The sequence below is a fragment of the Streptomyces sp. NPDC001292 genome, assembly GCF_042896465.1.
Lineage (GTDB): Bacteria > Actinomycetota > Actinomycetes > Streptomycetales > Streptomycetaceae > Streptomyces.
Genome location: NZ_JBIAXG010000008.1, coordinates 196,567 through 209,280, shown reverse-complemented (window position 1 = coordinate 209,280; position 12,714 = coordinate 196,567). Strand labels below are relative to the sequence as shown.

Below are 12,714 nucleotides of genomic sequence, written 5' to 3'. Positions count from 1 at the left end.
GCCGGCCCGCGCCCCGGGCCGGCCCCTGTGTCATGCGGGTTCCCCGGCGAGCGGTTCTCGACCCCCTTCTACCAGCGGGCGTCCACCTGGTCCTTGATCCGGCGCTCGTAGAGGTCCTGGATCGCCGCGAGGGTTTCCTCGCCCAGCGGGGGCAGCTTCGCGGCGGCGGCGTTCGCGCGTGCCTGCTCCGGCGAGCGGGCGCCCGGGATGACCGTGGTGACGCCGGGCTGCTGGATGATCCAGCGCAGCGCGAGCTGGGCCGGGGTCCAGCCCTCGGGGGCGAGCTCGGCGAACTCGGCCGCGGCCTCCACACCCGTGGCGAAGTCGACGCCGGAGAAGGTCTCGCCCTGGTCGAAGGCCTCGCCGTGCCGGTTGAAGGTGCGGTGGTCGTCGGCGGCGAAGACGGTCTCCTTGGTGTACTTGCCCGACAGCAGCCCGGAGGCGAGCGGTACCCGGGCGATGATGCCGACACCCGCCTCCCGCGCCGCGGGCAGCACCTCGCGCAGCGGCTTCATGCGAAACGGGTTGAGGATGATCTGCACGCTGGCCACGTTCGGCCGGGCGATCGCCGTCAGCGCCTCGGCGCAGGTCTCCACGCTGACGCCGTAGGCGGCGATCCGCTCCTCCTCCACCAGCGTGTCCAGAGCGTCGAACACCGCGTCGCTGGAGTACACGGGTGTGGGCGGGCAGTGCAGCTGCACCAGGTCGATGCGGTCGATGCCCAGGTTGCGCCGGGAACGGTCGTTCCAGGCACGGAAGTTGTCCAGGACGTAGTTCTCCGGGATCTGGTCGACGCGCCGGCCCATCTTGGTGGCGACCAGCACGTGCAGGTCCGGCCGGCCGCCGAGGAAGGTGGCGATGGCCGACTCGCTGCGCCCGTCGCCGTAGACGTCGGCCGTGTCGAAGAAGGTCACCCCCGACTCGGCGGCCGCCTCCAGTACGGAGAGGGCTTCCTTGTCGTCCACGTCGCCCCAGTCGGCGCCCAGTTGCCAGGTGCCGAGCCCGACGACCGACGCGTGCTGGTGCGACCTGCCGAATTCACGTTCGTCCATGGCGACAGTCTGTCACCAGCGCTCCGCCCGCGCGGAGCGGACCGCTCCGGGCACTCACCCGGGCACGGGCGCCCGGCCCGTTCGCGCCGACGCGGCTATCCGGCGGCCGCCGCGCGGCACTCCGGGTGGCCCCAGCCCTCGTCGTTGCGGGCGATGGACTCGCCGGCCGCGTAGGAGCGGCCGCACACGCAGCGGCCGGGGAACTTCGCCTTGATCGTGCGGGACGACGAACCTCCGCCGCGCGGCCGGGCCGCCTTGGCCCCGTTCGCGCGGCGGCGCGGGGCGGCGGACGCGGGGGCGGCGGACGGCGGCTCCGGCGAGCCGAGGGCGCTGCCCGCGGACTGCTGCACGCTCGCCGCCTGGCTGGCCGCCCGGTCGGCGAAGTCGTTCAGCGGGTCGCCGTCGACCTGGTGGGCGGGTACGTAGCGGAAGTCGACCGAGCGGCCCTGGAGCAGCTCGTCGATCCGCACGACCAGTTCCTGGTTGGCGACCGGCTTGCCCGCGGCCGTCTTCCAGCCGTTGCGCTTCCAGCCGGGCAGCCAGGTGGTCACGGCCTTCATCGCGTACTGCGAGTCCATCCGCACCTCGAGCGGCACGTCCGGGTCGGTCGCCGTCAGCAGCCGCTCCAGCGCGGTGAGTTCGGCGACGTTGTTGGTGGCGGTGCCGAGCGCTCCCGCCTCCCAGCGGACCGGGCTCCCGGCGTCGTCCGAGACGACCCACGCCCAGCCCGCCGGACCCGGATTTCCCTTCGACGCACCGTCGCAGGCGGCCACCACACGTTCACGCATGGGCTCGATCATGCCACGGCCGGACGGGCCCTTCGCCCCGGCGCCCAGGGCCTGCCCGGCGGCTCGATCGATTCAAAGCGGTGCAAACCGGGCGATTTCAAGATCTTCAGGACACTCCTAGGGCACGTCCGCGACCTGCGGCTTCTCTCCCTGCGTCGTGGTGATGTCGATCACTGAGAAGTTCGCACCCTGCGGGTCGGTGAGCGCCGCGAACCGGCCGAAGGGGCTGTCATGCGGACCGAACCGCAGCACACCGCCCCGCCTGGTCGCTGCGGCGACCGCGTCGTCGCAGTTCGCGACGGTGAAGTAGACGTTGATGTACGACGGCACCTCGGGCGGGAAGTCCTGCGTCATCGTCATCCGGCCGAGGACCGTCTCGCCGCCCACGTCGAACACGCGGAAGTCGATCGCCTCGTCCTGGATCTGCTTGGCGGTGTATCCGAAGACGGCGGAGAGGAAGGTGTCCGCCTTCGCGGGCTCGCGGGTGAAGACCTCCGCCCAGCAGTAGGCGCCGGGCACCGCGGTCGCCTCGAAGCCCTCGTGGGTGCCGCCCTGCCACACACCGAACACGGCGCCGCTGGGCTCCCGGGCCAGGCACATGGTGCCGAAGTCGCCGACCTGCATGGGCTCCATCAGCACCTCGCCACCGTTGTCGCGGATCCTGCGGGCGGTGGCGGCGGCGTCCGGCGAGGCGAAGTACAGGCACCACTGCGACTGCCCCTCCTGCCCGGGCATGGGCGGGACGACGGCCGCCACCGCCTTGCCGTCCGCGTAGGCCTGGGTGTAGTTGCCGTACTCCGACGAGGACTCGCCGAAGGTCCAGCCGAGGACGTCGGCGTAGAAGCTCTTGGCCCCCTCGAGGTCGTTGAACATCGCATCGGCCCAGCAGGGGGTTCCCTCGGGTCGTACCGCCATGGCCGCCGCCCTCTCCCGTTCGGTGATGTGTCCCGTCCTCACGCTAGTGACTCCCGGGTCCGGTCGCGCGCTGAGCCGGCCCGCCTGTTCCACACTGGGGATGGACAGAGGTGTACCGGACAGGGGTGGACCGGGCGGCCACGGCGGACGGGACGCGGGATGACGGACGGCACGATGCGGGCGTGGACGGTGGCCGGGCCCCGGCCGGTGGAGGAGGGGCCGCTTCGGCTGACGGCGAAACCGGTCCCCGTGCCGGGGGACGACGAGTTGCTGGTGCACGTGCGCGCGTGCGGGGTGTGCCGCACCGATCTGCACGTCGCCGAGGGCGATCTGCCGGTGCACCGGCCCGGGGTCGCACCCGGCCACGAGGTCGTGGGCGTGGTCGCGGGCTGGGGACAGGCGGTGAACGGCTTCTCGCCCGGTGACCGGGTGGGCGTGGCCTGGCTGCGCCGCACCGACGGCACCTGCGCGTACTGTCTGCGCGGCGCGGAGAACCTGTGCCCGGCCTCCCGGTACACCGGCTGGGACGCCGACGGCGGCTACGCCGAGTACACGACCGTCCCGGCCGCCTTCGCCTACCGGCTGCCCGGCGAGGTCGACGACGTGGCGCTCGCGCCGCTGCTGTGCGCGGGCATCATCGGCTACCGGGCGCTGCGCCGGGCCGCGCTGCCGCCCGGCGGACGCCTCGGCCTGTACGGGTTCGGCGGCAGCGCCCACCTGTGCGCCCAGGTGGCGCTCGCGGAGGGCGCCAGGGTGCACGTCATGACCCGCGGGGCGGCCGCGCGGCGACTCGCGCTGGAGCTGGGCGCGGCCTCGGCCCAGGACGCGTACGCGGTGCCGCCCGAGCCGCTGGACAGCGCGATCCTGTTCGCCCCCGTGGGCGACCTGGTCCCCGTGGCGCTGCGGGCCCTCGACCGCGGCGGCGTCCTGTCCGTGGCCGGCATCCACCTGAGCGACACACCGCCGCTGCGCTACGAGAGCGAGCTCTTCTACGAGAAGGAACTGCGCAGCGTCACCTCGAACACGCGCGAGGACGGCCGGGACTTCCTCGCCCTGGCCGCCCGGCACGGGGTGCGCGCCACCACGCACCCCTACCCGCTCTCCCGGGCCCCGCAGGCGCTGGAGGACCTCAAGGCCGGCCGCTTCGACGGGGCCGCGGTGCTGGTGAACGACCTGTCCTGACGGGCGGGACCGGCCCACTCCCCCGGTCGGGTGGGCCGGCCCCGCCGCCCGCCTTCACTCGCCCGCGTACGCCCTCTCCAGGGCCGCGATGTCGAGCTTGCGCATGGCGAGCATCGCCCGCGTGGTGCGGGCCGCCTTCTCGGCGTCGGAGTCGCCGATCATGTCGATGAGTCTGTCCGGGATCACCTGCCAGGAGACGCCGTACTTGTCCTTGAGCCAGCCGCAGGGGCCGGGCTCGCCGCCGTTCTCGGTGAGCTTGATCCAGTAGTGGTCGATGTCCTCCTGGTTCTCGCAGTAGATCTGGAAGGAGATCGACTCGTTGAACGTGAACTGCGGGCCGCCGTTGAGCGCCACGAACTTCTGGCCGTTCGCCACGAAGTCGACGGCGATCACGGATCCGGCCGGGCCCGGACCGGCCTCGGTGTAGCGGCCGATCCGCCCGATGCTGGAGTTCTTGAAGATCGAGACGTAGTAGTGGGCGGCCTCCTCGGCCTGGCCGTCGAACCAGAGACAGGTGGTGAATCCTTCGGTGGCCACGGGTTCCTCCTGGAGAGTGGGACGCGCTCATGTGTGTCGACCGGCCCGCGCCGCGAAACTCATCGGCGGGTTCCGAAAAAATCCGCGGGGCGCTTCGGCGGCCAGCGGGCATGACGACGTCACCGCCCACCGAGGGCAGACCGGGGAGGAGCTGGCCGCGCTCGACCCCGAGGAGCGGGAGCGGACGCTCACGTCGTGGCGACGGTGGAACGCCTGGCTACGGGAGGGCACGGGCTACGCGGTGCTGTACGCGACCCGCCCGCAGACCCTGGCGTACGCGCTCACCGACTCGCCGGTCGGCCAACTCGCCTGGATCGTCAATAAGTACCACGAGTGGACGGACCGCGACGAACTGCCCGAGGAGGCCGTCGACCGGGACCGGCTGCTCACCGACCTGATGCTGTACTGGCTGACCGGGACGGCCGGTTCGTCCGCGCGGATCTACTACGAGCGCGCGCATGCCTCCGGCCGGGCCACGGCGCCCGCCGAGCCGTCGACCGCGCCGACCGCGCTCGCCGTCTTCCCCGCCGAACTGCAGGTTCCGCTGCGGCACAGGGCGGAGCGCACCGAGAGCATCGTGCGGTGGACGCGGTTCGGCCGGGGCGGGCATTTCGCGGCGATGGAGGAGCCGGACCTGCTGGTCGCGGACATGTCGGCGTTCTTCCGGCAGTTGCGCGAGAAGGGCTGACAGGGCCGCTCTGCCCGTGGCGAATCTGCCACGGGCAGAGAAACCGTACGCGGCGGGCGCTGCGGGCCGACAGTGAGGTCGACGGCATCCGTACCACGACAAGGAGACCCGATGACCCCATCGGCCGCACTGCTCTCACCCGGCGCGCTCGCGCCGCGCGCCGAGGAGCACGACACCCCGCCCAGCCGGTTCGACGACCATCTCGCAGCCGGGCTGCTCGCCCAGCGGATCGTGTTCCTGGGCACCCAGGTCGACGAGGTGTCGGCCAACCGGGTGTGCGCCCAACTGCTGCTGTTGTCGGCCGAGGACCCGCACACCGGCATCGCCCTGTACATCAACAGCCCCGGCGGATCGGTCAGCGCGGGGCTCGCCATCTACGACACGATGCGGCTCATCCCGAACGACGTGTCGACACTGGCGATGGGATTCGCCGCCAGCATGGGCCAGTTCCTGCTCGCGGTGGGGGCGCGCGGCAAGCGGTTCGCGCTGCCGAACGCGCGGATCATGATGCACCAGCCGTCGGCGGGCATCGGCGGCACCACCGCGGACATCGAGATCCAGGCGGAGAACCTGGAGCACACCAAGCGGACCATCGAGCGGATCACCGCCGAGCACACCGGGCAGAGCGAGGAGACGATCTCCCGGGACGGCGACCGGGACCGCTGGTTCACCGCCGAACAGGCCAGGGAGTACGGGATGGTGGACCGGGTGGTGGAGTCGCTCACCGACATCCGCCCGGCCAACTCCCGCCGACGGATGGGGTTGTGACATGGGGTCGTACACGGTTCCGTACGTGGTGGAGCGGACCGCGCAGGGCGAGCGTTCCTACGACGTGTTCAGCAGGCTGCTGAACGAACGCATCGTCTTCCTCGGCACCGAGATCGACGACGGCGTGGCGGGCGTCGTCATCGCCCAGCTGCTCCACCTGGAGTCGGCGGCCCCGGACCAGGAGATCGCGATCTACCTCAACTCGCCCGGTGGATCGTTCACTTCGCTGATGGCCATCTACGACACGATGACGTTCGTGCAGGCGCCGATCTCCACGTTCTGCGTGGGGCAGGCGGCCTCGACGGCGGCGGTGCTGCTGGCGGGCGGGGACCCGGGGCGGCGGTTCGTGCTGGAGCACGCCCGGGTGCTGCTCGGGCAGCCGGCCACCGGCGGCCGGCACGGCACGGTCTCCGACCTGGCACTCCAGGCCAGGGAGATGAGCAGGATCCGCTCCCAGGTCGAGGAGGTGCTGACCCGGCACACCGGCCACGACGCGGCGACGCTGCGCGCGGACATGGACCGCGACAAGGTGTTCACCGCCGAGGAGGCGGTGGCGTACGGGCTGGCCGACGAGGTGCTGAGCCGGCGCCTCGCGCGGGTCTGACGCGCGTGGGCCGGCGCCCCACGGGGGCCGACTCGCGGCTCCGAGGCGCCGGCCCGGGGCGTGGCCGTCAGGCGGCCAGGCACAGTCCGTCGTAACGGGGGACGGACGTGCCGCGGCCGCGGACGGCGCTGCGTCCGGCAGTCCGCGCCAGTTCGTCCTGGGCGAGTGAGAGCAGGTCGCCGAGGCCGATGCCGAGCGCCTGCGCCGCGGCCGCGAGGACCTCCGAGGAGGCCTCCTTGCGGCCGCGTTCGATCTCCGACAGATACGGCATCGAGATCCGCGCCGCGTCGGCGACGTCCTTGAGCGTGCGCTCCTGCGCCAGCCGCTCGCGGCGCAGGACGTCGCCGACGAGATCGCGCCAGAGCGGTTCCCTGGGCGCCGCCGCCGGGGTGCGGCCCTGGGCGGGTCGTTCGGGTGCCGGACGGGACGGCCCCGGGCGCGCGGCCGGCGGGCGCAGGGGGATGACGCGGGCTTGGTTCGGCGCTCGTTCGCTCATCCCCTCAGCCTAGGAGGCCCGGACGCGGGTGGAAGGGAGGGCGGTTGCGCCCTGGGTGAATTCGCGGCGCCTCTCCCCGCCCTCGCGGCCGGAACTCCCCACGCTGTGGCCGGTTCTCCTCGCTCACAGCCGGACCTCCGCGCACCCGCGGCCGGATCTCCCCGCCCCGTACCGGCGAATTCGCGCCGCCCGGCACACGAAGGGCATGCGCCGGGTCACTCCGGGTATCCGCAGCTCCAACGGCCCGGCAGGCAAGGAGCGGTGCACGACCCCTCGAGGCCGGCGGCGCGCATACATTCCGGCGGGCCGGGTACGCGGGGGTCGCACAACCGCTCGGTGCCCAGGCGCCGGAACAGACGCACGCAGGCCGACGAGGCAGAGGGCGAACCGTGACTTACGTGGGAGAGGCGATGGACACCACCGTGATCCGGTCCGGGGCAGCGGTCGAGGAGACCCGGGAGGCCGTGACGGGTGGCGAGCCGCTGCCGGGGGTGGAGGACCCGCGGTCGGTCGCTCCGCTTGACGCGCGAGAGCTGTCCCGCCACTTCTTCCGGCGGCTGACGGAACTCGACGAGGGCACGCACGAGTACCAGTACGCCCGCAACACGCTCATCGAGATGAACATGTCGCTGGTGCGGTTCGCGGCCGGCCGGTTCCGCAACCGCGGCGACGACATGGAGGACATCGTCCAGACCGGAATGATCGGCCTGATCAAGGCCATCGACCGGTTCGAGCTGTCGCGCGAGGTGGAGTTCACCTCCTTCGCCCTGCCCTACATCGTCGGCGAGATCAAGCGGTTCTTCCGCGACACGACCTGGGCGGTGCACGTGCCGCGGCGGCTCCAGGAGCTGCGGGTGGAGCTGGCCCGGGCGCGCGAGGAGCTGTCCAGCCGCCTGGACCGGGACCCGACGGTGGCCGAGCTCGCCACGCTCATGAACATCTCCGAGGACCAGGTGGTCGAGGCCCAGCTCGCCTCCAACGGCTACAACTCCGCGTCGCTGGACGCGGCACTCACCGGGGAAGGACCCGAGGACGGCGAGGCGGTGCTCGCCGACTTCATAGGCGTGGAGGAGGACGGGATCAGGCTGGTCGAGGACTTCCACTCCCTCGCGCCGCTGGTGGCCGGGCTCAGTGAACGCGACCGGCAGATCATCCATCTGCGGTTCGTGGAGGAGGCCACCCAGGCGGATATCGGCGAACGGCTCGGCTGCTCGCAGATGCACGTCTCCCGGCTGATCAAGCGGATCATCACCCAGCTGCGCCAGGGCATGCTCGGCGAACTGGGCTGCGCCTAGAACTGGGGCCCGGGCCCGCCCGCGCCGGTCGCGCGCTGGTCACTCGCCGCCGAGTTCGACCAGCGCGCGGACCCGCTTGCCCACCGGGACGCGTTCCACGGTCACCTCCAGCGCCAGCGCGTGCACGATCTCCAGTCCGTGCCGGCCCACACGCCGCGGATCCCGGGGGAAGCGCCGGGGCAGTACGGCGCTGCTGTCGTACACGCACACGTTCACCGCGCTGTCCGTACCCTCCAGCTCCAGGATGTACGGCCCGTCGCTGTGCCGGTCGGCGTTGGTGACCAGTTCGCTGACCACCAGCAGGAGCGTGTCGCCGCAGCGGCGGCCGATCTCGGCGCACCACTCGGTCCTGAGCTGGTCCAGGAAGTGCGCGGCGAAGGAGCGCGCCTCGGCGATGCAACCCGGTTCGCCGGTGTAGTGCGTCGCCCGCCGGAGCGGTTCCACGGGAACGTCGAAGCCAGTCGCTATCACTGCCCCGTCCAGATGGTCGGTCATGCGTGTCTCTCTCGGAAGCCGGCCAGGCCGGACACTGCTGCATCTGTGCTGTTACCCCGAGCCGCGCCCGGCAGTCCCCGCCCGCTCGCGGACGCGGACGGACCTTCCGGCAGGCGCGGCGCGGGGGCCCTGCATAGCGTGGCGGTGTGAGCCCCGCGAGCCCCCCGGTCCCGCCGACGACGGCCCGCCACGGCTGGGCACAGGCCCTGGCCACGGTACTGGCCGCTGTGGTGGGCATGGGTGTGGTCGCCGCACTCGGACTGTGGGCGGCCGGTGCGGCTCGTCTTCCCGCCAACGCCTTCCCCCGGGTGGTCGCCGCGACCGTGGTGACGGCGGTCGGCGGCAGCGTGGAGCTCTCGGGCGACGCGGGCGCCCTCGCCCGGACCCACGCGGGGATCACGGTGATGCCGCTGTCGGTCACGCTGGTCGGCACGCTCGTCGTCGCCGCGGGCTTTCTGCGGCCGCTGCGGCGCCGCGCGGTGGCCGGGGTGCGGGAACTGGCCGGGTGGGCCGCCCGGATCGCCGTACTGTGGCTGCTCGCGCTGATCGGTCTGGCGCTGGGCGCCCGGCAGACCTTCGCCATCGACCTCGGCAACGGGGTGCTCGGCGTCATCGGCGGTCTGTTCGGCGCCGCGCCGGAGGTCGGCTTCGCCGCGCAGGTGCCGCTGACCGTGGTCTTCGGGCTGCTGTGGCTGGCGGGCGTGCTGGTGCTGGCCCTGCTGGTGGCACCCGGGGCGCCGTTGCCGACACGGCTGCTGCGCCGGCAGGAGTCGGTGCGTCCGGCGGCGTACGCCATGGTGGTCCTGCTGCTCGCGTGCGTGGTCGTGGGCCTGGTCATCGCACTCGTGACGGCGGCCACCCGCGGGCGCCCGGCGGAGCACTTCGCCGTGATCCTGCTCGGGCTGCCGAACGTGGTCTGGCCGGTGTTCACCATCGGCCTGGGAGCCACCTGGAACGGCCGGGTGGACGGTCCGTTCGGGCTGCCGATGCCGCGCCTGCTCGACGAGGTGCTGCGCACCCCGGACGTCTCCACGCTCAACCTGGGCACGCTCGCCGGGCACGACGGCCGGGTGTGGTGGCTGGTGGTCGTGGACGCGGTGCTGCTGCTGGGCGCCGCGTTCCTCATGGCGGCGCGTTCCCCGGCCGGGACGCGAGCCTGGCGGCACGCCGTGCGCATGGCCGTCGCGCTGGTGCTGACGGTTCTGACGATCTGCGTCGTGGGCCGGATCTCCGCGCACTACGGTCTCTCGCTCCTCGGCATCGGAGACGTGGGCGGCAACCTCTCCGGAGAGCTGCTGCTGCGTCCCCGGTTCTGGAGTGCGCTGGGCCTCGCCGCCCTGTGGGGTCTGGTCACCGGCTTCCTGGGTGCTCTGGCGGCTCGTCGGTCACGGCACCGGGGCGAGGTGCCCTCCGGCCGGTTCCCGACCGGTGGGGTGTGACGGCGCGGGTCGTGCCGTGATCGGCGGGCGGGGGCGTTGTGCGCGGGAGGCCGGTCAGGCCATGGGCAGCACGAGCGCGGGCAGGGTCCGGTGCATGCGCAGGGCGTCCACCGACTCGGCGAGCAGTTCGTACTCCGTGGTCTCGTCACTGGCGGCGATCCGCACCAGCCTTCCCTCGGTCAACTCGTCGGCCACGATCTCCTGTTGGGCCACGTCGGCGCACCAGGCGCGCAGGATGCCGGGGACGTCGGGCACGGACTCCGGCACCGGGACCAGCGCGCCCGGCGGGACATGGGGGGTGCCGGGGCCGGGGTCGAGCCGCTCGGCGATCCAGGAGGCGCGGTCGCGCAGCCACCACAGGGCCAGGGCCAGGGTGGGCGCCCGGTAGGTGCCGAGCGGTACGCCGATGCGGCGGCCGTCGCACACACCGTACGCGGTGACATGGCACAGGAATTCGTCGTGCACTGCTCCTCCCCCGTAGCGTCGCCGCCCGGCCGGCCCGGCCTCGCCGTCCGTGCGGCTTTTATGCGGTGAAGTGCCCCTGAATTCGAGTATGTTCACTGCTGAACCACTGTCACCACGACTTTCCGGCCAGTCTCCTGACATATTCATCACGCCAGGTGGCCGAAAACTCGACGGTCCGTGACCGCCCGGGCATGACCCGCTCGGTAACCGACCCCGGCGGCAGCTGCGCGGCAGGGTGGTCCCATCGGGTCGCCGATCACCGGGCTCCGGGCTCCGGGCTCCGGGCTCCGGGCTCCGGGCTCCGGGCTCCGGGCTCCGGGCTCCGGGCTCCGGGCTCCGGGCTCCGGGCTCCGGGCTCCGACCAGCGTTTACGACCTCGATGGAGGCTGATTCAGCATGTCCGCGCAGACCGACCGGTACACGATCGCCGTCACCCGCTACTTCGAGGCCTGGAACGCGCCGGACGCCCAGGCCCGGGCGAAGGCGGTGGCCGACGCCTGGACCCCGGACGGCAGCTACACCGACCCTCCCCCAAGCTCTTCCAGCAGGGGGGACCCCCAGCCGACGCCGGCGGCCACGAGGAGATCGCCGCCGTCAGCACCGCGGCGCGCGAGCGGTTCCCCGGGTTCGTCTTCCGGCTCACCGGCTCCGTCGACGGGCACCACGACACGGCATGCTTCACCTGGGAACTGGTGAGCAAGGCTGGGGGCACCCCCTCTGGGGGAGGTTCCGCGCCGGTCGCCGGGTCCGACGTGGTCACCCTGGACGGCGAGGGCAGGATGCGGACCGTACTCGGCTTCCTCGACCGGGTGCCCGCCGGGGCGGGAGATCCGGCCCCACCGGGGTATGAGGACCGGCCCCGGCGAGCGGCCGCCGGGGCCGGTACGAGCGCGCCTCCGGCCCGCGTCGTGGGCCGGACCGCGTCCTATGAGGCGACGACCGCGTCGATGCGTGCCAGCTCCTCCGCGTCGAAGTCCAGGGACCGTGTCGCGGCGACGCTGTCCTCCAGCTGCTGCGGGCTGCTCGCGCCGACCAGGGCCGAGGTGACCCGTCCGCCGCGCAGCACCCAGGCCAGCGCCATCTGCGCCAGGGACTGCCCGCGGGACTTGGCGATCTCGTCCAGCGCGCGCAGCCTGCCCACCAGTTCGCCGGTCACCGCGGCGGAGTCGAGGAAGGGGCTGTCGCTCGCCGCCCGGGAGTCCTCGGGGATGCCGTCGAGGTAACGGGCGGTGAGCAGGCCCTGCTCCAGCGGGGAGTAGGCGATGGAGCCGACCTGGAGCTCGTCCAGGGTGTCGAGGAGGCCCTGCTCCTCGGGGCGCCGGTCGAGCATCGAGTAGCGGGGCTGGTGGATCAGCAGCGGGGTGCCCAGTTCGCCCAGGATCCGGGCGGCCTCGCGGGTCTGCTCCGGGGAGTAGTTGGAGACGCCGACGTAGAGCGCCTTGCCCTGCTGGACCGCCGAGTGCAGGGCACCCATGGTCTCCTCCAGCGGGGTGTCCGGGTCGGGGCGGTGCGAGTAGAAGACGTCGACGTACTCCAGGCCCATCCGCTTCAGGCTCTGGTCGAGCGAGGACAGCAGGTACTTGCGGGAACCCCATTCGCCGTACGGGCCGGGCCACATCAGGTAGCCGGCCTTGGTGGAGACGACCAGCTCGTCGCGGTACGGCGCGAAGTCGGCGCGGAGCGCGTCGCCGAGGGCGGACTCGGCCGAGCCGGGCGGCGGGCCGTAGTTGTTGGCCAGGTCGAAGTGTGTGACGCCGAGGTCGAACGCGCGGCGCAGGATGGCGCGCTGGGTGGCGACCGGGCGGTCCGGGCCGAAGTTGTGCCACAGGCCGAGCGACAGCGCGGGAAGCTTCAGGCCACTGCGTCCGGTGCGCCGGTAGGGCATGTCCGCGTAGCGGTCGGGGTGGGCGGTGAACAACGCGACTCCATCAGAGGTTGGCACAGGGGTGAACGGTTCCGGCGGAACCGGTGCCCCAACTCTCGCGCGCCC

The 12,714-nt window shown here is 72.6% G+C and carries 13 protein-coding genes and 2 pseudogenes; 7 read left to right on the top strand and 8 right to left on the bottom strand.

Features of this window, described 5'->3' with window-relative positions; genetic code table 11:
• Positions 1–68 precede the first annotated feature (68 nt).
• The 3 genes from ACFY4A_RS12450 to ACFY4A_RS12440 form a co-directional block, all read right to left on the bottom strand.
• Complete coding sequence (locus ACFY4A_RS12450; protein WP_390829371.1) at positions 69–1,052, bottom strand: aldo/keto reductase; 984 nt, start codon at positions 1,050–1,052, stop codon at positions 69–71.
• Between the two features lie 95 nt (positions 1,053–1,147).
• On the bottom strand, positions 1,148–1,852 hold the full coding sequence (locus ACFY4A_RS12445) for a ribonuclease H (protein WP_390829370.1): 705 nt from the start codon (positions 1,850–1,852) through the stop codon (positions 1,148–1,150).
• 105 nt (positions 1,853–1,957) lie between these two features.
• Positions 1,958–2,755 carry a VOC family protein gene (locus ACFY4A_RS12440; RefSeq protein WP_390829401.1) on the bottom strand — a complete coding sequence of 266 codons (798 nt, stop codon included), beginning with the start codon at positions 2,753–2,755 and terminating at the stop codon, positions 1,958–1,960.
• A gap of 174 nt (positions 2,756–2,929) precedes the next feature.
• Between ACFY4A_RS12440 and ACFY4A_RS12435 the strand changes: the two genes are divergently transcribed.
• Complete coding sequence (locus tag ACFY4A_RS12435) at positions 2,930–3,937, top strand: zinc-binding alcohol dehydrogenase family protein (protein WP_390829400.1); 1,008 nt, start codon at positions 2,930–2,932, stop codon at positions 3,935–3,937.
• Between the two features lie 54 nt (positions 3,938–3,991).
• Here the strand turns inward: ACFY4A_RS12435 and ACFY4A_RS12430 are convergent, their stop codons facing one another.
• Entirely contained in the window at positions 3,992–4,474 is a 483-nt protein-coding gene (locus ACFY4A_RS12430; RefSeq protein ID WP_390829369.1) for a VOC family protein, read from the bottom strand.
• 139 nt (positions 4,475–4,613) lie between these two features.
• Between ACFY4A_RS12430 and ACFY4A_RS12425 the strand changes: the two are divergent.
• From ACFY4A_RS12425 to ACFY4A_RS12415, 3 genes and pseudogenes are all read left to right on the top strand, one after another.
• Positions 4,614–5,162: pseudogene (locus ACFY4A_RS12425) on the top strand (alpha/beta fold hydrolase); the annotation flags it as partial.
• Between the two features lie 111 nt (positions 5,163–5,273).
• Positions 5,274–5,930, top strand: coding sequence for a ClpP family protease (locus tag ACFY4A_RS12420; RefSeq protein ID WP_390829368.1), 657 nt, complete (start codon positions 5,274–5,276; stop codon positions 5,928–5,930).
• Position 5,931: 1 nt separating this feature from the next.
• A complete protein-coding gene (locus ACFY4A_RS12415; protein ID WP_390829367.1) occupies positions 5,932–6,534 on the top strand; it encodes a ClpP family protease in 603 nt (200 codons plus the stop codon).
• 67 nt (positions 6,535–6,601) lie between these two features.
• Here the strand turns inward: ACFY4A_RS12415 and ACFY4A_RS12410 are convergent, their stop codons facing one another.
• Complete coding sequence (locus tag ACFY4A_RS12410) at positions 6,602–7,030, bottom strand: helix-turn-helix domain-containing protein (RefSeq protein WP_390829366.1); 429 nt, start codon at positions 7,028–7,030, stop codon at positions 6,602–6,604.
• 410 nt (positions 7,031–7,440) lie between these two features.
• Between ACFY4A_RS12410 and ACFY4A_RS12405 the strand changes: the two genes are divergently transcribed.
• The gene (locus tag ACFY4A_RS12405) at positions 7,441–8,325 is read left to right on the top strand and encodes an RNA polymerase sigma factor SigF (RefSeq protein WP_390829365.1); all 885 of its coding nucleotides are present in this window, start codon (positions 7,441–7,443) and stop codon (positions 8,323–8,325) included.
• Positions 8,326–8,364: 39 nt separating this feature from the next.
• On the opposite strand, the gene ACFY4A_RS12400 is transcribed toward ACFY4A_RS12405, so the two are convergent.
• Positions 8,365–8,820 (bottom strand): ATP-binding protein, encoded by a 456-nt coding sequence (locus tag ACFY4A_RS12400; RefSeq protein WP_390829364.1) that lies wholly within the window; start codon positions 8,818–8,820, stop codon positions 8,365–8,367.
• A gap of 236 nt (positions 8,821–9,056) precedes the next feature.
• Between ACFY4A_RS12400 and ACFY4A_RS12395 the strand changes: the two genes are divergently transcribed.
• Complete coding sequence (locus ACFY4A_RS12395; RefSeq protein WP_390829399.1) at positions 9,057–10,259, top strand: streptophobe family protein; 1,203 nt, start codon at positions 9,057–9,059, stop codon at positions 10,257–10,259.
• Between the two features lie 54 nt (positions 10,260–10,313).
• Here the strand turns inward: ACFY4A_RS12395 and ACFY4A_RS12390 are convergent, their stop codons facing one another.
• Complete coding sequence (locus tag ACFY4A_RS12390; RefSeq protein WP_390829363.1) at positions 10,314–10,724, bottom strand: hypothetical protein; 411 nt, start codon at positions 10,722–10,724, stop codon at positions 10,314–10,316.
• A 396-nt stretch (positions 10,725–11,120) separates the two neighbouring features.
• Between ACFY4A_RS12390 and ACFY4A_RS12385 the strand changes: the two are divergent.
• Positions 11,121–11,548, top strand: a pseudogene (locus tag ACFY4A_RS12385) (nuclear transport factor 2 family protein); the annotation flags it as partial.
• 101 nt (positions 11,549–11,649) lie between these two features.
• On the opposite strand, the gene mgrA reads toward ACFY4A_RS12385, so the two are convergent.
• Entirely contained in the window at positions 11,650–12,642 is a 993-nt protein-coding gene (gene mgrA, locus ACFY4A_RS12380) for an L-glyceraldehyde 3-phosphate reductase (protein ID WP_390829362.1), read from the bottom strand.
• Positions 12,643–12,714: the final 72 nt, after the last annotated feature.

Bases quoted from the DNA above. Each gene is read 5' to 3' on its own strand.
- ACFY4A_RS12450 (WP_390829371.1), bottom strand. From the start codon at position 1,052: ATGGACGAACGTGAATTCGGCAGGTCGCACCAGCACGCGTCGGTCGTC.
- ACFY4A_RS12445 (WP_390829370.1), bottom strand. From the start codon at position 1,852: ATGATCGAGCCCATGCGTGAACGTGTGGTGGCCGCCTGCGACGGTGCG.
- ACFY4A_RS12440 (WP_390829401.1), bottom strand. From the start codon at position 2,755: ATGGCGGTACGACCCGAGGGAACCCCCTGCTGGGCCGATGCGATGTTC.
- ACFY4A_RS12435 (WP_390829400.1), top strand. From the start codon at position 2,930: ATGCGGGCGTGGACGGTGGCCGGGCCCCGGCCGGTGGAGGAGGGGCCG.
- ACFY4A_RS12420 (WP_390829368.1), top strand. From the start codon at position 5,274: ATGACCCCATCGGCCGCACTGCTCTCACCCGGCGCGCTCGCGCCGCGC.
- ACFY4A_RS12415 (WP_390829367.1), top strand. From the start codon at position 5,932: ATGGGGTCGTACACGGTTCCGTACGTGGTGGAGCGGACCGCGCAGGGC.
- ACFY4A_RS12410 (WP_390829366.1), bottom strand. From the start codon at position 7,030: ATGAGCGAACGAGCGCCGAACCAAGCCCGCGTCATCCCCCTGCGCCCG.
- ACFY4A_RS12405 (WP_390829365.1), top strand. From the start codon at position 7,441: ATGGACACCACCGTGATCCGGTCCGGGGCAGCGGTCGAGGAGACCCGG.
- ACFY4A_RS12400 (WP_390829364.1), bottom strand. From the start codon at position 8,820: ATGACCGACCATCTGGACGGGGCAGTGATAGCGACTGGCTTCGACGTT.
- ACFY4A_RS12395 (WP_390829399.1), top strand. From the start codon at position 9,057: ATGGGTGTGGTCGCCGCACTCGGACTGTGGGCGGCCGGTGCGGCTCGT.